Below are 17,829 nucleotides of genomic sequence, written 5' to 3' on the forward strand. Positions count from 1 at the left end.
TGAGAGTTCCTGCCTTGCGCTGGAATCCCCGTTTACCCCACTTCGGCTATGATTCGTTCTATGCAATACAACGTACCCCAGGTGGATTTAGTGGAGCTTGCCGCACGCATCAAAGGGTGGGGCAAGGCGCTCGGTTTTCAGTCCGTGGGTATCAGCGATACCGAACTGGGCGCCGCCGAGACCGGGTTGCTGCAATGGCTGGCGGAGGGTCATCACGGCACGATGGATTATATGGCAAAACATGGCGCCAAACGCGCGCGACCCCCGGAACTGGTCCCGGATACGCTGCGCGTGATCTCGCTGCGCATGAACTATTATCCGAAGGGCACGAGGGAGACACCAGCGGTACTGGCAGACGGCGAGAGTGCGTTCATTTCCCGATATGCGCTGGGACGCGACTATCACAAGGTGCTGCGCAACCGCATGCAGAAACTGGTCGGGCAAATCGGCGCGGCCGCGCCGCAGGCCACGTGTCGCGTGTTCAGCGACTCCGCGCCGGTGCTCGAAGTCGAACTGGCGCGGAGGGCGAATCTGGGCTGGCGCGGCAAACACACCCTGCTGCTGTCGCGCGAACACGGCTCCTATTTTTTTCTGGGCGAGATTTTCATCAACCTGCCGCTGCCGGTCGATGTGCCGGCGGACGATCATTGCGGCACTTGCAGCGCCTGTATCGACATCTGCCCGACGCAGGCCATCGTCGCCCCTTACCGACTGGATGCGCGGCGCTGCATCTCCTATCTCACCATCGAACTCAAGGGCAGTATTCCGCCCGAGTTGCGCCCGTTGATCGGCAATCGCATCTACGGCTGCGATGACTGCCAGATGGTGTGTCCGTGGAACCGTTTCGCGCAAACCACGGCCGAGCCGGATTTCGCCGTGCGCAACGGGCTGGACGATGTTGCGCTGGTCGAATTGTTCGCCTGGAGCGAGGCGGAATTTAGGGCGCGTCTGGCTGGCAGCCCCATCTACCGCATCGGCCACGAACACTGGTTGCGCAATATCGCGGTCGGCCTCGGCAATGCGCCGACCACGCCGCAAGTGGTCGGCGCATTGCAAGCCCGTGCCGGCCATCCCTCTGAAATGGTGCGCGAACATGTGGCGTGGGCGCTGCAACGCCATGCTTGAGCCGCGGTCTCGCCCGGCAGGGAAAGCAGTTCGGATTCGCCCTTTTTTACGCCCTGATTCCCGTCTTGACGGCACAAGATTGCTATTGGCACTCGCGCATATCGAGTGCTAAAATGGCTGCATAAGGAGGGAACACAAATGAGCTCAATCATGAACTTGCCGGTACCCGCCGCTTCTGCCAGCCTGGAAGGATATATTCAGGCCGTGAATCGCTTCCCCATCCTGTCGCAGGAAGAGGAGGTTGACTTGGCGACGCGCTTCCGGAACGACGGTGACCTCGAAGCGGCGCGCCAACTGGTGCTCTCCCATTTGCGGGTTGTGGTGAGCGTGGCGCGCGGTTTTGCCGGCTATGGTTTGCCACAGGCCGATCTGATCCAGGAGGGAAACATCGGTCTGATGAAAGCCGTCAAACGCTTTGATCCCGAACGAGGTGTACGGCTGGTCTCGTTTGCATTGCACTGGATTCGCGCCGAGATCCACGAATTTGTCGTGCGCAACTGGCGGATGGTGAAAATTGCCACGACCAAGGCACAGCGCAAACTGTTCTTCAATTTGCGCAGCATGAAGCAGGGTCTGGAGCCGCTGCATCGCCAGCAAGTCAGCGAGATTGCGCAGCAACTCAACGTGAGCGAGCAGGATGTTGTTGAGATGGAAGGGCGTTTTGCCGGGCACGAATTGGCGCTCGATCCTGCCACATCCGATGACGATGACAGTTACGCCCCCATCCAGTATTTGGCGGACGATGAAGCGCATCAACCCCTGTCAATCCTGGAAAGTTCGGAACGTGAACGTCTGCAATCTGTCGGATTGTCCCGGGCGCTCGACGGTCTGGATGCGCGCAGTCGCAGAATTGTGGAGGCGCGCTGGCTGGATGAGGATCATGCGGCAACCCTGCATGAACTGGCGGCTGAATTCAATGTCTCCGCCGAGCGCATCCGTCAGATCGAGCAAAAGGCCATGGAGCGGATGCGTGCCGGGTTGGTGCCAGCTATCGCGGCTTAAGCTGGCCGTGATCTTTGCGGCGGGGAAACGGTTGGCGCATTTTTTTGTTCGCTCTGGTAGCGGCTGGTATCTTGCAGGCTTTCGATGGAATTGCTGGAGTTTTCTGCGTGTGGTTCATTGCGACTCTTTGAGTAAATGGTCGATGTTGATATGGGTAATCGTTGATATGGGTAATCGGCTCAAGCTTGTGGAACTTCATCAAGGATAGACAACTGCCTCGAAGTTTACCCTTCTGCATCAGCCTGCACTTTGAGGGCATGCACGTAGCTGGTTTCACCCACAAAGTAAAGTTTCGCTGAAGGTTTAAAACCCTGTAGCCGCTTCAGTGCCGCTTCAATGGTTGCTGCGGTGACGGCATCGTTATCACCTATGACGGCGATGGGCTTGGTATTGGGGCCTTTAAGGATTGCGACCAGATTAACAACAGCGGTAGCGTCAGCTCCAGCTTTAATGCTCGTGACCATTATCTGGTTGGAAATTGCGTTATTCGCGCTTGGTACCTCCATTATCAAAGACACATCATTTTTAACTTTAGCGAGTGCGGCCAACCGCGATTGTGTAGCCGACAAAGGCGCGTTACCTGTTCCTGAAAGTGTGGTGCAACCTATCAGCATAGCGATGAGTAATGTGAGGATGATAGAGGTAGCTTTCATGGGATTTCCTATTTGGGTTGGAGGTTGGATTGGCAGGCAGCAAACATCGGGGTCAAAACATCGGAACATCGGGGGCAGGTCTTGCAATATAGCACCCAACCCCATTCATATCTCTTTGCCCTTCTTAACCGCTCTGCTAACCGTAGTATAGTGAACACCGAAATGATCGGCGATTGATTGCAGGGTGTAATCGCCGGTGGCGTAGGCGGCAGTCATTGCGGTTTTAGTATCCCGATGTTTGGCTTGATAGTAGTCCAAAGGCTTGGCTAAAGGGCGGCGTTGTGCGCGCGGGATTTCGCCGATGACTGCCTTGTCCGACAGCGCCTGCATCCGCTTGAGGAACCTGTCCGAGCCGAGGAACACTTGGCCGCTGAGTTGCTCCCACACGCTCGGCAATCCGACTCCGGCCCGGACAAAGTCGATATATCGGTTGATCGCCCGGCGGCGCTGCGGCGAGAACTGGCCAAGTATCCAGTCGGTCTGCAGCCATTCCGGCGCGGACTGGGTTCCGAGCATGGCTGCATAGGAACTCCATTGCCAGTCGGTAATATCTTTCACCATCCCGGCGCGTAACGGGTTGAGCACCACATAGCGTGCCAACTCCAGCAGGTATCCGTCTTTCTCCACGATGATGGATTTGTATCGCCCTTGAAAAACATGACCGGCACGCTTGTGTGTGCGATTGAAGGTTTGCGTATAGACACCGTTGAGGTGGCGCATGCCCTGCGCAAGGTTGCCCTCGATGGTTTCGACGACGAGGTGGTAGTGGTTGTCCATCAAGCACCACGCATGACAGACCCAGTTGAAGCGCTTGCAGGTTTGGGCGAAGACTTCCAGCCAGACCAGACGGTCGGCATCATCCAGGAAAATGTCCTCGCGCCTGTCACCACGCGAAGTCACGTGATAAAGCCCGCCGGCCAACTCAAGTCTAAGGGGTCTCGCCATTGGGGCAATGTAGCATGGTGAGATGCCCGAACATCGGGGTCAGGTCTTGCAATATAGCACCCAACCCCATTCATATCTCTTTACCCTTCTTAACCGCTCTGCTAACCGTAGTATAGTGAACTCCGAAATGATCGGCGATTGATTGCAGGGTGTAATCGCCGGTGGCGTAGGCGGCAGTCATTGCGGTTTTAGTATCCCGATGTTTGGCTTGATAGTAGTCCAAAGGCTTGGCTAAAGGGCGGCGTTGTGCGCGCGGGATTTCGCCGATGACTGCCTTGTCCGACAGCGCCTGCATCCGCTTGAGGAACCTGTCCGAGCCGAGGAACACTTGGCCGCTGAGTTGCTCCCACACGCTCGGCAATCCGACTCCGGCCCGGACAAAGTCGATATATCGGTTGATCGCCCGGCGGCGCTGCGGCGAGAACTGGCCAAGTATCCAGTCGGTCTGCAGCCATTCCGGCGCGGACTGGGTTCCGAGCATGGCTGCATAGGAACTCCATTGCCAGTCGGTAATATCTTTCACCATCCCGGCGCGTAACGGGTTGAGCACCACATAGCGTGCCAACTCCAGCAGGTATCCGTCTTTCTCCACGATGATGGATTTGTATCGCCCTTGAAAAACATGACCGGCACGCTTGTGTGTGCGATTGAAGGTTTGCGTATAGACACCGTTGAGGTGGCGCATGCCCTGCGCAAGGTTGCCCTCGATGGTTTCGACGACGAGGTGGTAGTGGTTGTCCATCAAGCACCACGCATGACAGACCCAGTTGAAGCGCTTGCAGGTTTGGGCGAAGACTTCCAGCCAGACCAGACGGTCGGCATCATCCAGGAAAATGTCCTCGCGCCTGTCACCACGCGAAGTCACGTGATAAAGCCCGCCGGCCAACTCAAGTCTAAGGGGTCTCGCCATTGGGGCAATGTAGCATGGTGAGATGCGTTAATGCAAGACCTGACCCCGTTTGTGATCTTCCTTTCCAATGCGACTGTAATTTTACGTCACCGTTGGAAGACGATTTTTCGGGGGAAGGTCATGCCGGGTTGCAAACGGAATCGCACCAGATCTATCGTGTCGGACATGTTTTTCTCCTTGTTGTGATGCCGGGACATCCGGCAAGGAGAATGCTAACTACCTGCTGCTGACAACGTATTGGCAGGAGTGTTCATGCGCGTGAGGACTTTTCCATATCCTCCAACTGCATCAACAGACTCAAACGGTCGTGCTTCGCCACCTCCTGCCAATGCCGCCCGCTCAGCGCACCTTCCATCGCCCACAGCAGATTGAGGCTGGCATTACCACCATGTTGCTTCACTTGCAGATAGGCTCGCACAGCGCCGAGTTCACGCAACTGTTCGATGGTGTGTATGCCTGCCTGTTCCAGCATCTGCTGCGACTTGGGGCCGAAGTTGGGCAGGTCTGCGAACTGTGTCATGTCAGTTCAAAGCGCGAGTATCTCTGCCCGGCGGAAGCAATCAACCGAGTGGTCGTTCACCATACCCGCGGCCTGCATGTGCGCATAACAGATGGTCGAGCCGACGAACTTGAAACCGCGACGCAACAGGTCCTTGCTCATGGCGTCGGATTCCTTGCTGGTGGCCTGGTAGTCCGCCGGTGTGCGTATCGTGTTCACGATGGGTTCGCCGTCAACGAAGCGCCACAGGTAGTCGGAAAAACTGCCGAACTCGCTCTGCACTTCCAGGAAGCGCTGCGCATTGTTGATGGCGGCCTGTATCTTGGCGCGATTGCGGATGATGCCTGCATCGCCCATCAGCGCTTCGATCTTCTTGTCGTTATATCTGGCGATCTGCTGCACATCGAAACCATCGAACAGACGGCGATAATTCTCGCGTTTGCGCAGCACGGTGTACCAGCTCAACCCTGCCTGCGCTGCTTCCAGCGTCAGGAATTCGAACATCTTGCGGTCATCGTGCACGGGCACGCCCCATTCCTTGTCGTGATACTCGACGTAATCGGGCTTGCTCAAATCCACCCACGGGCAGCGACAGACTTCATGCTTATCTTTTTTCATGCTGCCTCCACTCATTGCTGCAACAGCACGTGCGAGCGTCCCTGCTCGCACTGGATGCTGGCGATATCTATCATCGGTTCGCACTGGCCGGACATCTCCGCTTCGAAGCGCTCACCAGCCAACTCGGCAGCCTCGCCGCTTTCCCAGCACAGCAAGTCTATCCACTCGCCTTTGCTGGTCTCGGACAGGCTGCGCAGGCGGAAGCCCGGTTGACGCTGCAGCCATGCATCGAGTTTCTTGTTCGACTCCAGCCATTCGGCCGTCGTCCTGCCCTGACTCAGGCGGAAACGCACCAGTTCTACTTTGCCTGACATATCGCCTCGCTGTTTGATCTTGTTGGTGATGACACTCTAGCCGCCCCCTGCTGACAACGTGGTGGCAGCAGCCTCAGGTCTGAACATGAACATCGGGGTCAGGTCTTGCAATATAGCACCCAACCCCATTCATATCTCTTTGCCCTTCTTAATGAAAAGTCGGCTTCGTCCCCAACTGCCTCCATGGAGGGAGCGAACGAATCGCCGCGCGAGTTTTACACTAAACCTAATTTCTATTGGCCGGAGGCGAGGCGGGTGTCATATGCCTGCTGGCACTCAATGTATGCCGCAGCAAGCGTGGTGTCCGCCTCGGTTTGGATTGCTTCGGGGAGGGTGAATTGCCCCGGTTTGCGGCGTACCGGTTGCTGGTTCTGCACCAGGAAATCCGCTTTGGCCTGATCCGCTTTGGCCTTGCAGGCGTTGAGCGCTTCCATTATTTCGGTCTTGAACCGCTCCAGCGCGGCGGCGCGCGCGGCGGCTTCCGCCCTGGCCTTGAGCAGGGTCTGCCGCGTTTCTTCCGCGAGACGTTGCTCTTCCTTGTTCAATTGATCCAGATAGAACCAGGCGCCGGAGGCGAGCACGATCAGCACGACAGCAATGACTTTCTTCAACATGGACAACCTCCTTGGAAGATTAGAGTGCGGCCATCATAACGCATTTTGCGCCCGCGTCAGGGGGCGGGATTCGGGTAGCGTTGCTGCACGTTCTCGATCATCGCCAGCACTTCCGTCGACAAGACGATTTCCGCGCTATCCAGGTCTTGTTTCAGTTGATCCGGCGTCGTCGCCCCAAGGATCACACTGGAAGTGAAACGGCGCGTACGGGCGAACGCCAGCGCGAGTGTTACCGGGTGCAGACCGGCCTCCCGTGCGATGCGTGCATATTCGGCCGCTGCCGCAGGCACGTTGGGTTTGTTATAGCGCTGGCCGAAGCCGGGGAACAGGGTGATGCGCCCATGCGCTTGCGGGTCGTTGAGATATTTCCCGCTTAACCAGCCAAAGGCCAGCGGGCTGTAAGCTAGCAGTCCGACGTTGGCATGATGGCAAACCTCGGCCAGTCCGCTCTCGAATGTGCGGTTGAGCAGGCTGTACGCGTTCTGGATGCTGACGATGCGCGGCAGTCCGAGTTCGTCGGCGATGCGCAGGAACTCCGTCACGCCCCACGGGGTTTCGTTGGAAAGGCCGATGTGGCGGATTTTTCCCGCCCGCACCAGTTCCGCCAGCGCCTGAAGTTGTTCTGCGATGGGGACGGTTGCGTGTTCCTGGCTGGCGTCGTAGCCGGTTGCGCCGAACATGGGGACGTAACGGTCCGGCCAGTGAATCTGGTACAGGTCGAGGTAATCGGTTTGCAGGCGGCGCAGGCTGCCGTCGATCGCGGCGTTGATCTGCGTGCGGTCGATACGCGGGCCGTTGCGGATCCAGGCGAAGCCGCGCGCCGGGCCGGCAATCTTGCTGGCGACCACGAGTTGGTCGCGCGGCTGGTGTTTCAGCCAGCTGCCGATGTATTGCTCGGTGCGGTGCACGGTTTCGGCGCGCGGCGGTACCGGGTACATCTCGGCGGTGTCGATGAAGTTCACCCCGCGCGACACGGCGTAATCCAGTTGCGCATGGGCTTCCGCTTCGCTGTTCTGCTCGCCGAAAGTCATCGTGCCGAGGCAGAGGGCGGAGACTTGCAGGCCGCTGTTGCCGAGAGGGCGATATTCCATGACTTTACCCCCGCGTGTTGGACTGGCTGGGGAAAGCCGTCAGTTCGACGCGCGGCGCGGGCTGCCAGCCCGGCTTGCGGTGTTCGGCCACGACATTGGTGAAGATGCCGCCGCGCACGTAGAACTTCGCCGTCAGGCGCATGAAACGCGGCTGGGTTGCGGCGACCAGATCGTCCAGAATGCGGTTGGTGACATCCTCGTGAAAATGCCCCTCTTCGCGGAACGACCACATATACAGCTTCAGGCTCTTCAGTTCGACGCACTGCGCGTCTGCAATGTAATCAAGCGTCAGGGTGGCGAAATCCGGTTGTCCGGTCTTTGGGCAAAGACAGGTGAATTCCGGGATTTCCATGTGAATATGGTAGTCGCGGCCGGGTTGCGGGTTGGGGAAAGTTTCCAGCGTCTTGGCGGGGCGGGTACTCATGGTTGGTGGCCTTGGTCAGTTCGGTTAGAATGCCCCGCATTATAACGCCTGACCTTTTCCAAATTGCGTCTTAGCCAGATCAAACTCGCCGGCTTCAAGTCCTTCGTCGATCCTTCCACCATCTCGCTGCCCGGGCAGCTGGTGGGCATCGTCGGCCCGAACGGTTGCGGCAAGTCGAATGTAATCGACGCCCTGCGCTGGGTGCTGGGCGAGTCGCGCGCCTCCGCCCTGCGCGGCGAATCGATGCAGGACGTGATCTTCAACGGCTCCGGCAATCGCAAGGCGGTCTCCCGCGCCAGCGTCGAACTGGTGTTCGACAATTCACTGGGCAAGGTCGGCGGGCAGTGGGCGAGCTATGCCGACATTTCGATCAAACGCGTGCTGCAGCGCGACGGCGATTCCAGCTACTACATCAACAACCAGAACGTGCGGCGCAAGGACATCACCGACATCTTCCTCGGCACCGGGGTCGGCGCGCGTGCCTACGCCATCATCGAACAGGGCATGATCTCGCGCATCATCGAGGCCAAGCCGGAAGAGTTGCGCGTTTTTCTTGAAGAAGCGGCCGGTGTATCCAAATACCGCGACCGTCGGCGCGAGACCGAACTGCGCCTGGCCGATACCCGCGTCAACCTGTCGCGCGTGGCCGACATCCTGCACGAGCTGGACAAACAACTGGTGCACTTGAGCGAGCAGGCCGAAGTGGCCAAGTCCTACCGCGCACTGGAAGCGCGGCGCGAGACCACGCAGCGCCTGCTGTGGCTGGTAAACAAGCAGGAAGCCGAAGCCCGGCGTGTGCGCTACGCCCAGCAGATCGAGAAGAACCGCAACGAACTGGAAGCCGAAGTCGCGCGCTTGCGCGAAACGGAAAGCCTGCTGGAAAGTGCGCGCAGCGAACATTTCACCTTGTCCGACGCCTTGCATGCCCGGCAGGGCGAATTGTATGCAAGCAATGCCGAAGTGGCGCGGCTGGAGCAGCAGATCGCCTTCGTCAGCGAGCAGCGCAACCGTCTGGGGCAGCAGATCCAGAACGGCGAGCGCCAGATCGCGCAACAGCAGACCCAGTTAAAGGGCTTGCATACCTTGCAGGCGCACTGGCAGGGGAAACAGCAAGATGCCGGCACCCGCGTGGCGGTGTGCGAGCAGCGCGCCAATACTGAAGCGGAAGATTTGCCGCAGGCGGAGGAGGCGGCACGTCTGGCACAGGAGAAGTACAACGCGGTGCAGCGCGAGTTGCTGCTGATGCAGCAACAGGTGCAATTGGCGGAAACCCAGCGCGCGCATATCCAGAGCAATGTGCAGCAACTCGACAGCCGCCGTTCGCGCCTGATGCTGGAACGCGATAATCTGCCGCCGGCGGATTTGCAGGCGCTGGAGCAGGCGCAACAGCAACAGGCTGCAGCGCAACAGGAATATGAGCAACAACAGCGGTTGCTGGCCGAATTGCAGGCGCAACTGCCGCTGGCGGACAGCGCGCGGCGCGATGCGCGCAGTGCGGCACAGGAGCTGGAGCGGCAATTGGCGCAGACCGAGGCGCGCTTGCACGCCCTGCAACAATTGCAGGCGCAGCTCGACAACGACCAGGACTTGAAAGCGTGGCTGGTCGCGCACGGGCTGGTGGATGCGGCGCGTCTGTGGCAATCCCTGCGCACCGAAGCGGGCTGGGAAGACGCGCTGGAAGCGGTGTTGCGCGAGCGCGTCAATGCGCTCGCACTGTCGCAACTGGAACTGGCGCAAGCCTGGCAAGATGCGCCGCCGCCGGCCAAATTGGCGGTGTATGCGGCGGATGGGACGCAGACCGCCGTCGTGCCGGTTCCCGCCGGCTGGGTGTCGCTGGCGAGCCATGTGCAAAGCCAGGACGAGCGCACGCTACGGGTATTGGCCGACTGGCTGGCGCAGGTTTATGCGGTGCCCGATCTGGAAACGGCCATGCAACAGCGCGACCAACTGGCGGCAGGCGCATGGCTGGTCACCCCGCAGGGACATCTGGTCGGCGCGCACAGCGTGTTGTTCCATGCGCCGGACAATCAGGTGCACGGCATTCTGGCGAGACAGCGCGAAATCGAGGCTTTGCAGCAGGAAGCGGAACAACGCCGTGCCGCGCTGGAGCAGGGCAAAAACTTGCTGGAGCAAGCGGAAGCGGCGTATCGCAACATCGATGGCCGCATCGGTACACTTCGCAGCGAGGGTTCTGCCGTGCAGCAGCGCCAACACCAGCTCCAGTTGCAAATCCTCAAGCTGACCCAGGCCAACGAGCGCAGCCGGGAACGCGCCGCGCAGATCCAGGAGGAACTGGATGAACTGGCCGAGCGTTTTGACGACACGCAACGGCAGCAGACGGAGATTTCCGCGCGGATGGATGAACTGCGCGTCCGCGCGACGGAGCATCAGGTCGAAAGCGACCGGGTCAGGCTGCAGGCGAATGCCCGGGAAGCCGCCTTGCGCGAAGTGCGCGAGCGGGCACAGCACGCACAGCACGAATTGCAGGAAGCCCGTTTCTTCGCCCAGACGTGCGCCGCCAAATTGGACGACCTGGTGCAGAACATCGAGCAGCAAACTGCGTCCCTGCGCCAGCAGGAGGAGGCGCTGCTGCACAGCCGGCAAGAGATCGAAAGCTTGAGCGAAGACGGCGTGCAGGATCAATTGCAGGGGGTGTTGCAGCAGCGGCAAGTCCAGGAACAATTGCTGGCGGAAGCGCGCAACACGCTGGAGGCGGCCACGGTCAACCTGAATCGTCTCGAACAAACGCGCCTGTCATGCGAACAGAAGCTGGGCCCGCTGCGCGAAAAGGCGAACGACATCGCGCTGAAGGAACAGGAGGCAAGGCTGCAATTCGAGCAATGGTCAGAGCAGTTGCAAGGAGTGGACGAGACGCTGTTGTTGCCGCTGATCGAAGGTGCCAAGGCCGGTGGCCTGCAAAGCGAGCTCACCCACATCGGCAACGAGATCGCTGCGCTGGGCGCAGTCAACCTTGCGGCGCTGGAGGAGTTGCAGTCGGCGCAGGAACGCAAGGTCTATCTGGATGCGCAGGCCAAGGACCTGAACGAGGCGATCGGCACGCTGGAGGAAGCGATCCGACGCATCGACAAGGAATCGCGCGAGCTGCTGCTGGCGACCTACGAGGCGGTGAACAGCCATCTGGGCGAGATGTTCCCGGTGTTGTTCGGCGGCGGCGAGGCGCGTCTGGTGCTGACCGGGGACGAGATTCTGGACAGCGGGGTGCAGGTGATGGCTCATCCGCCCGGCAAGAAGAACGCCTCCATCCAGCTCCTGTCAGGTGGCGAGAAAGCGCTGACCGCGATTGCCCTGGTGTTCTCGTTATTCCAGCTCAATCCGGCGCCCTTCTGCGTGCTGGACGAGGTGGATGCGCCGCTGGATGACACCAACACCGAGCGCTTGTGCAAGCTGATCCAGAAGATGGCGGAGAAGACCCAGTTCGTCTATATCAGCCACAACAAGATCACCATGGAGATGGCGCAACAACTGATCGGCGTCACCATGCAGGAACGTGGCGTATCGAAGATCGTTTCAGTGGATATCGAGGAAGCGATGCGCCTGAGCGATACGCATCGCACGGCGGAAGTGCCGGCCTAATTGCAGTTTTCCTGCACCGCTGCACGTGCTGCGCGCACCCGTTGTTCCAGTTCAGCCTCATCCAGATAATACCTTTCCCCGTTGGCATCATAGACAGAGATCCGTGTTCCGCCTTCCAGTGTGCGCAGACTTTCCCGCGCATTGGCGCAATTGCGCTGTTTCTCTTCCTGTGCCGCTTTCTCCTGTGCCAGTTTGGCATCGGCAGCCTGTTTTTCCTGGCGTGTTTTTTTCAGCTCAACCTCGCGCTCGAGGTAACTCCTTGGTTTGTCGTTTGCGGCGGGTGGCGCAGTGTCCTTGCCGGTGACGTTGCGCACCGAATCGGCGTTGATACCGACGGGGCGGGTGTCCGAGTAATGCATCACGCCATTTTCATCGATCCATTTACTGACTTCCGCGCGGGCATCCAATGCGAAAAGCGCGAGCAGGGAGAGGGTGAGTAGCGTTTTCATGCCAAACCTCCGTTAAATTTGTGCCGAAATTACCTATTCTTTTGCCGCGCGTCAATTTATCATTGCACACCGATTTGCGCGCCGTTGCCGGCAGGGAACGAGCAAGCGCGAACAAACTTGTAATGGAGGAGCGTGTGCCGCACAAAAAACCCAAAGCGGGCAGTCCACAGGATTTCCTGAACGTGGAAAGCAACCAGGGACAGGTGCGCATGCTATTCCGCTCTTATTACCGCTCCCATCAAACTTCGGGCAAGCTGTTCGATGACTTCCCCGATTTCTTTCTGGTCAAGCCGATTGTGTTAAAAGACCCCGACCTGGTCCAGCGCGCCTCTGACCGTTTGATCATCGATGATTGCATTGCGCGCGCGCAGGAGCGGAAAGGCTATGTCGGCGTGTGCAAGTGGCGCAATCCCAAGCTGAATTATTACTGGCTGGAATTGGCACCGTTCCCTTTCGTGCTGGGCGACAAAGTCTCCGAAGACAATGAGGGGGAGTTCTTCTACCTGTTGCACCAGTTCATCCTTTATACACGTGAAAACCCCAAGCGCTACGGCGACATGACCGCTAATGCGGAACAGGACAAGGATCTGGCCCTGATGCTGGAGAAAATCAACCATCGCGGGGCCAAACTCGAAAAATCCCTGGGTTTCTACGCGCTGGACATGTTGGTCAGATACGACCCTACCTGGCCGTTGGGCGAGGTGAACAAATTGCTGACCGCGTTGAAAAACAGCGAACTGGATTGGTGCGAGCTGTTTTTCGAGCACACCATGTATGTCATGGCGCAAAAGCACCATTAGGGCTTTGCGCAACGCCGGGCAGGGTGGCAAGTTTTGATATAATGCGCGCTTTGCGGAAGGGACTCCCATGCGTATCACTCAAAAAGCACTCACCTTCGACGATGTACTGTTGCTACCGGCCCAGTCCGATGTCCTGCCGCGCGATGTCAGTCTGCGCACCCAGTTGTCCCGCAATATCCAGTTGAACATCCCGCTGTTGTCGGCGGCGATGGATACCGTGACCGAAGCGCGCCTTGCCATCGCCCTGGCGCAGGAGGGCGGCATCGGCATCGTGCACAAGAACATGACTCCGAAGGAACAGGCAGCCCATGTGGCCAGGGTCAAGCGGTTTGAAAGCGGCGTGGTGAAAGACCCGATCTGCGTGCGTTCCGACATGACTGTGCGGGATGTGCTCAATCTGACCCGCCAGCACCGGATTTCCGGCCTGCCGGTGTTGCAGGGCAAGCAGGTGGTGGGCATCGTGACCAACCGCGACCTGCGGTTCGAGAACAATCTAGACCAGTCGATCGGCAACATCATGACCCCGCGCGAGCGCCTGATCACGGTCAAAGAGAACGCCAGTCTGGATGAAGCCAGGTTGCTCATGCATCAGCACCGGATCGAGCGCGTGCTGGTGATCAACGACGCCTTCGAGTTGCGCGGCCTGATGACGGTGAAAGACATCCTCAAATCCACCGAGCATCCGAACGCCTGCAAGGATAGCCAGGGACGCCTGCGTGTCGGTGCGGCGGTCGGCGTGGGTGAAGGCACCGAGGAGCGGGTGGGCCTGCTGGCAGAAGCCGGGGTGGACGTGATCGTGGTGGACACCGCGCACGGACATTCGCGCGGGGTGCTGAGCCGCGTGCAATGGGTCAAGAAGAACTATCCGCAGATCGATGTGATCGGTGGCAACATCGCCACGGCCGCCGCCGCCAAGGCGCTGGTCGCGCATGGCGCGGACGGGGTCAAGGTCGGGATCGGGCCGGGTTCCATCTGCACCACCCGCATCGTGGCCGGCGTCGGCGTACCGCAGATATCGGCCATTGCCAATGTGGCGGATGCGCTGGCGGGCAGTGGTGTGCCGTTAATCGCCGATGGCGGGGTGCGTTTTTCCGGAGACATTGCCAAGTCGATCGCAGCCGGCGCGCATGCCGTGATGCTGGGCGGATTGTTCGCGGGCACCGAAGAGGCGCCGGGCGAGATTGAACTGTTCCAGGGGCGTTCCTACAAATCCTATCGCGGCATGGGCAGTCTGGGCGCGATGCAGCAAGGCTCGAGTGATCGCTATTTCCAGGAAAACGAAGCCAATCAGGACAAATTGGTTCCGGAAGGCGTGGAAGGCCGCGTTCCCTTCAAAGGCAGCGCGCTCGCCGTGATTCACCAGTTGATGGGCGGGCTGCGCTCCAGCATGGGCTACCTCGGTTGCGCCGACATTCCCACCATGCACGCCAAGGCCGAGTTTGTGCAGATCACTTCAGCCGGCGTCCGTGAATCGCACGTGCACGACGTGCAGATCACCAAGGAAGCCCCGAACTACCACATCGACTAGGATTGAAAATCGGGGATGCGTGAGGGGAGAGCATTCCCGATCTTGCCGTATCCTCATTTCCGAATCCCCATTCCTGAAAAGCCATGCACAAAAAAATCCTGATCCTCGACTTTGGTTCCCAGTACACCCAGTTGATTGCCCGCCGCGTGCGTGAAGCGCATGTGTACTGCGAGCTGCATCCCTGGGATATGACCGAGGCCGATATTCGTGCCTACAATCCCGCGGGCATCATCCTCTCCGGCGGCCCCAATTCAGTTTATGAAGAAGAGACGCCGCAGGCGCCGGCCGTGGTGTTCGAGCTGGGTGTGCCGGTGCTGGGCATCTGCTACGGCATGCAGACCATGGCGGCGCAATTGGGCGGCAAGGTCGAATCCGGCAAGGTGCGCGAGTTCGGCTACGCCGAGATCCGCGCGCACGGCCACTCGAAACTGTTCGACGGCATCCAGGACAAGACCAACGCACAGGGCCACGGCCTGCTCGACGTGTGGATGAGCCACGGCGACAAGGTGACAGGGCTGCCGCCCGGATTCACGGCCATCGCCTCCAACGAAGCCACGCCGTTCGCCGCGATGGCAGACGAGGTGCGCCGCTTCTATGCCGTGCAGTTCCATCCCGAAGTCACACACACCCATCAGGGCAAGGCCATCCTGGCGCGCTTCGTGCACGACATCTGCGGCTGCGGCCAGGACTGGAACATGCCCGATTACATCGCCGAGGCGGTGGCGAAGATCAAGGCGCAAGTCGGCGATGAGGAAGTCATCCTCGGCCTGTCCGGCGGCGTGGACTCCTCGGTGGCGGCGGCGCTGATCCAGCGCGCCATCGGCGACCAGTTGACCTGCGTGTTCGTGGACAACGGCCTGTTGCGCCTGAACGAGGGGGCGCAGGTCATGGAAACCTTCGGCAGGAACATGAACATGAAGATCGTGCATGTCGATGCCAGCGGCGAGTTCATGCAGCATCTTGCGGGCGTGACCGACCCCGAGCAGAAACGCAAGATCATCGGGCGCGAGTTCGTCGAGGTGTTCCAGCGCGAATCAGCCAAGCTGAAAAGTGCAAAGTGGCTGGCGCAGGGCACCATCTATCCCGACGTGATCGAGTCGGCCAGCGCCAAGACCAAGAAGGCGCACACCATCAAATCCCACCACAACGTGGGCGGCCTGCCGGAATCCATGCACCTCAAATTGCTGGAACCGTTGCGCGAACTGTTCAAGGACGAAGTGCGCGAACTCGGAGTCGCGCTCGGTTTGCCGCCCGACATGGTGTATCGCCATCCCTTCCCCGGTCCCGGACTCGGCGTGCGCATCCTGGGCGAGGTCAAACGCGAATATGCCGAACTGTTGCGCCGCGCCGATGCGATTTTCATCGAAGAACTGAACAACACAAAAGATGCCAGCGGCAAAAGCTGGTACGAACTGACCTCGCAGGCTTTTACCGTGTTCCTGCCGGTGAAATCGGTCGGCGTGATGGGCGACGGTCGTACCTATGAATGGGTGGTGTCCCTGCGCGCGGTGCAGACGCAGGACTTCATGACCGCGCACTGGGCGCATCTGCCCTATGAACTGCTGGGCAAGGTGTCCAACCGCATCATCAACGAAGTGCGCGGCATCAACCGTGTCGTGTACGACATCTCCGGCAAACCCCCGGCAACGATTGAGTGGGAGTGAGTGGGGTGTCTGGCAACAACAGACAATGACTGGCAATAAATTTGCTGAATCATCTGAAGGAACCCCTTGGATTTTACAAGCGTTCCTTTCTTTTTGCCTGGCAATATCGCGCAACAACAAGCGAGTATTTTTTTCAGGGCATAAATTTTTTACATGGTACGGTTCACGGTATTTGTTTTGCTGACACCATTGGCGTCTGAAATACCATGGCATGAATTTCAAGCTAATCATGGTATCAGTTCTTGAAATGGCAATTATCCCCTAAGCCCTGTTGAAGACTAACTGTGGTTTGAGCGTAAGAGCTACGCTTACACGCTTTTGATGGGGTGAAAGTACCCCTTGATGCAGTCAGTATTGATGACCGCTATTTGGATGTGGTTGCGCTTACGAAAGCCAGCACCTTCGTAGAGTGGCTTATCTTCTGGGAACGGAGCGCGCACAGAATCATAGGCAGGAAGTTTCTTGTCTTTGCGATAGAGGTGCAGCGTTTGAATTACTTGGCAATCCAGTTCACGTTTGAATTGGTCTTCGCCGCCTTTGTTAAGGGGGAGGGGCTTTTCTAACTTTACGTAAGAGTCGCGCAGAATGTTATGGGCTTCTGCTACCTCGTCTAGCCCCATTCGTGTAGTTAAATCCAAGCACATGCCCAGATCAATAATGGCACCAGCCACGCTGGGATCTTTGATCTCTTTCTTGGCATTGCCGCCCTGAGCCCACTCAAGTCCACGCTGGGGGTCGTTTTCCCAAAAATAGATCCCGTGGCCAAGCCATTCAAACTTGCCCTCAGATTTCAATAGATGGCCAGTTTTACCGGAGACCACTTTATCTACAAGTGACTTTTCCGTGCCGTGAAACCCAAGCACGAAGGAAGGGTGATGCTGATACAACTCCCAAAGGTTAGGCACGAATCAGTTTCTTAGCTTTACCATCGGAGGTCATAACGCCTAAGCGGGTCAGAAAATCACGAGCAGACTTGGGGGTGGCCACAACTTGCTTGTGATACAGCTTCATGTCCTTCAGAAGAGCTTGGCCTGTGAGCATCTGGCTAGCTTTTACGGACTTGACGGTGCGCGAACGCACGACTGGCTTCGCTGACTTCTTCTGAGTGGTGGCTGTAGCTGTGGACATGGCTATTTCCTCTATGAGGTTGCAATTCTACACAATTCTACCAATTGCTTCACTTCTGAAACTTATCGCCAATTTCTGGGGACGTCAAGGTATTTAAGAAGTCGTGTCATAGCAGTAGTGTCCGGTTAAAAGTCGAACAAATTTAGCTGGTTAGAAAAGTCCGTCTGTTCTAAGAGTTGTCCACCGCCCGCGAAAGCCTGATCTAGTGTGGTTTTCTCAAAGACAGACACCGAAAGAATCTGTAGCAGCGAATAAAGCGAGGCATCCAATTGCAGCTCCTTCTTAACGATGGCAATCAGCACGTAGGTAGAGACGGCGCACCAGATTTGCGTCTTCACCGCGTTCTCGCTGTTGCCGATGAAGCGTTTGATGCGCAGGTGCTGCTTGATCCACTTGAAGAACAACTCGACCTGCCAGCGGCTCTTGTAAAGCGCGGCGATGGTCAGTGCTGGCAATACAGTGTTGTTGGTG

Annotated in this window: 19 protein-coding genes; 6 read left to right on the forward strand and 13 right to left on the reverse strand. The window is 58.5% G+C overall.

Going from position 1 to position 17,829, the window contains the following annotated elements; all coding sequences use genetic code 11:
- Positions 1 to 60: 60 nt before the first annotated feature.
- Positions 61 to 1,125: a tRNA epoxyqueuosine(34) reductase QueG gene (queG, locus tag ACKTSJ_RS05500; RefSeq protein WP_407898173.1), complete on the forward strand. Its 1,065-nt coding sequence runs from the start codon at positions 61 to 63 to the stop codon at positions 1,123 to 1,125.
- A gap of 138 nt (positions 1,126 to 1,263) precedes the next feature.
- Positions 1,264 to 2,127 carry an RNA polymerase sigma factor RpoH gene (rpoH, locus tag ACKTSJ_RS05505; protein ID WP_407898175.1) on the forward strand — a complete coding sequence of 288 codons (864 nt, stop codon included), beginning with the start codon at positions 1,264 to 1,266 and terminating at the stop codon, positions 2,125 to 2,127.
- A 224-nt stretch (positions 2,128 to 2,351) separates the two neighbouring features.
- On the opposite strand, the gene ACKTSJ_RS05510 is transcribed toward rpoH, so the two are convergent.
- The 9 genes from ACKTSJ_RS05510 to queF form a co-directional block, all read right to left on the reverse strand.
- Complete coding sequence (locus tag ACKTSJ_RS05510) at positions 2,352 to 2,780, reverse strand: hypothetical protein (protein WP_407898177.1); 429 nt, start codon at positions 2,778 to 2,780, stop codon at positions 2,352 to 2,354.
- 105 nt (positions 2,781 to 2,885) lie between these two features.
- Positions 2,886 to 3,725, reverse strand: coding sequence for an REP-associated tyrosine transposase (locus tag ACKTSJ_RS05515; RefSeq protein ID WP_407898178.1), 840 nt, complete (start codon positions 3,723 to 3,725; stop codon positions 2,886 to 2,888).
- Between the two features lie 70 nt (positions 3,726 to 3,795).
- Positions 3,796 to 4,635 carry an REP-associated tyrosine transposase gene (locus tag ACKTSJ_RS05520; RefSeq protein WP_407898178.1) on the reverse strand — a complete coding sequence of 280 codons (840 nt, stop codon included), beginning with the start codon at positions 4,633 to 4,635 and terminating at the stop codon, positions 3,796 to 3,798.
- A 250-nt stretch (positions 4,636 to 4,885) separates the two neighbouring features.
- Positions 4,886 to 5,155 carry a TfoX/Sxy family protein gene (locus ACKTSJ_RS05525; protein WP_407898180.1) on the reverse strand — a complete coding sequence of 90 codons (270 nt, stop codon included), beginning with the start codon at positions 5,153 to 5,155 and terminating at the stop codon, positions 4,886 to 4,888.
- A gap of 6 nt (positions 5,156 to 5,161) precedes the next feature.
- Positions 5,162 to 5,752: a DNA-3-methyladenine glycosylase I gene (locus ACKTSJ_RS05530; RefSeq protein WP_407898182.1), complete on the reverse strand. Its 591-nt coding sequence runs from the start codon at positions 5,750 to 5,752 to the stop codon at positions 5,162 to 5,164.
- 11 nt (positions 5,753 to 5,763) lie between these two features.
- Positions 5,764 to 6,066 (reverse strand): hypothetical protein, encoded by a 303-nt coding sequence (locus ACKTSJ_RS05535; RefSeq protein WP_407898184.1) that lies wholly within the window; start codon positions 6,064 to 6,066, stop codon positions 5,764 to 5,766.
- 233 nt (positions 6,067 to 6,299) lie between these two features.
- Positions 6,300 to 6,680, reverse strand: a complete 381-nt coding sequence (locus ACKTSJ_RS05540; RefSeq protein ID WP_407898186.1) for a hypothetical protein — start codon at positions 6,678 to 6,680, stop codon at positions 6,300 to 6,302.
- A 56-nt stretch (positions 6,681 to 6,736) separates the two neighbouring features.
- A complete protein-coding gene (locus ACKTSJ_RS05545; protein WP_407898189.1) occupies positions 6,737 to 7,771 on the reverse strand; it encodes an NADP(H)-dependent aldo-keto reductase in 1,035 nt (344 codons plus the stop codon).
- Positions 7,772 to 7,775: 4 nt separating this feature from the next.
- A complete protein-coding gene (gene queF, locus ACKTSJ_RS05550) occupies positions 7,776 to 8,195 on the reverse strand; it encodes a preQ(1) synthase (protein WP_407898191.1) in 420 nt (139 codons plus the stop codon).
- A gap of 63 nt (positions 8,196 to 8,258) precedes the next feature.
- Here queF and smc point away from each other — a divergent pair, with 63 nt between their 5' ends.
- Positions 8,259 to 11,789, forward strand: coding sequence for a chromosome segregation protein SMC (gene smc / locus ACKTSJ_RS05555; protein ID WP_407898193.1), 3,531 nt, complete (start codon positions 8,259 to 8,261; stop codon positions 11,787 to 11,789).
- On the opposite strand, the gene ACKTSJ_RS05560 is transcribed toward smc, so the two are convergent.
- A complete protein-coding gene (locus tag ACKTSJ_RS05560; protein ID WP_407898195.1) occupies positions 11,786 to 12,238 on the reverse strand; it encodes a DUF4124 domain-containing protein in 453 nt (150 codons plus the stop codon). The genes smc and ACKTSJ_RS05560 overlap by 4 nt on opposite strands.
- 134 nt (positions 12,239 to 12,372) lie before the next feature.
- Between ACKTSJ_RS05560 and ACKTSJ_RS05565 the strand changes: the two genes are divergently transcribed.
- The 3 genes from ACKTSJ_RS05565 to guaA all read left to right on the forward strand — a co-directional run bounded on the left by ACKTSJ_RS05565 (position 12,373) and on the right by guaA (position 16,230).
- The gene (locus tag ACKTSJ_RS05565) at positions 12,373 to 13,038 is read left to right on the forward strand and encodes a hypothetical protein (protein ID WP_407898197.1); all 666 of its coding nucleotides are present in this window, start codon (positions 12,373 to 12,375) and stop codon (positions 13,036 to 13,038) included.
- A gap of 67 nt (positions 13,039 to 13,105) precedes the next feature.
- Positions 13,106 to 14,566: an IMP dehydrogenase gene (gene guaB, locus ACKTSJ_RS05570; RefSeq protein WP_407898199.1), complete on the forward strand. Its 1,461-nt coding sequence runs from the start codon at positions 13,106 to 13,108 to the stop codon at positions 14,564 to 14,566.
- 83 nt (positions 14,567 to 14,649) lie between these two features.
- Complete coding sequence (gene guaA / locus ACKTSJ_RS05575; protein ID WP_407898201.1) at positions 14,650 to 16,230, forward strand: glutamine-hydrolyzing GMP synthase; 1,581 nt, start codon at positions 14,650 to 14,652, stop codon at positions 16,228 to 16,230.
- Positions 16,231 to 16,538: 308 nt separating this feature from the next.
- On the opposite strand, the gene ACKTSJ_RS05580 is transcribed toward guaA, so the two are convergent.
- From ACKTSJ_RS05580 to ACKTSJ_RS05590, 3 genes are all read right to left on the reverse strand, one after another.
- Complete coding sequence (locus tag ACKTSJ_RS05580; RefSeq protein ID WP_407898203.1) at positions 16,539 to 17,135, reverse strand: hypothetical protein; 597 nt, start codon at positions 17,133 to 17,135, stop codon at positions 16,539 to 16,541.
- Positions 17,128 to 17,358, reverse strand: a complete 231-nt coding sequence (locus ACKTSJ_RS05585; protein ID WP_407898204.1) for a hypothetical protein — start codon at positions 17,356 to 17,358, stop codon at positions 17,128 to 17,130. Before ACKTSJ_RS05585 ends, ACKTSJ_RS05580 begins: the two co-directional genes overlap by 8 nt.
- Before the next feature lie 125 nt (positions 17,359 to 17,483).
- On the reverse strand, positions 17,484 to 17,829 hold a 346-nt coding region (locus ACKTSJ_RS05590), incomplete at its 5' end, for a transposase (RefSeq protein WP_407898206.1).

The sequence above is a fragment of the Ferrigenium sp. UT5 genome (assembly GCF_045866295.1).
Lineage (GTDB): Bacteria > Pseudomonadota > Gammaproteobacteria > Burkholderiales > Gallionellaceae > Sideroxyarcus.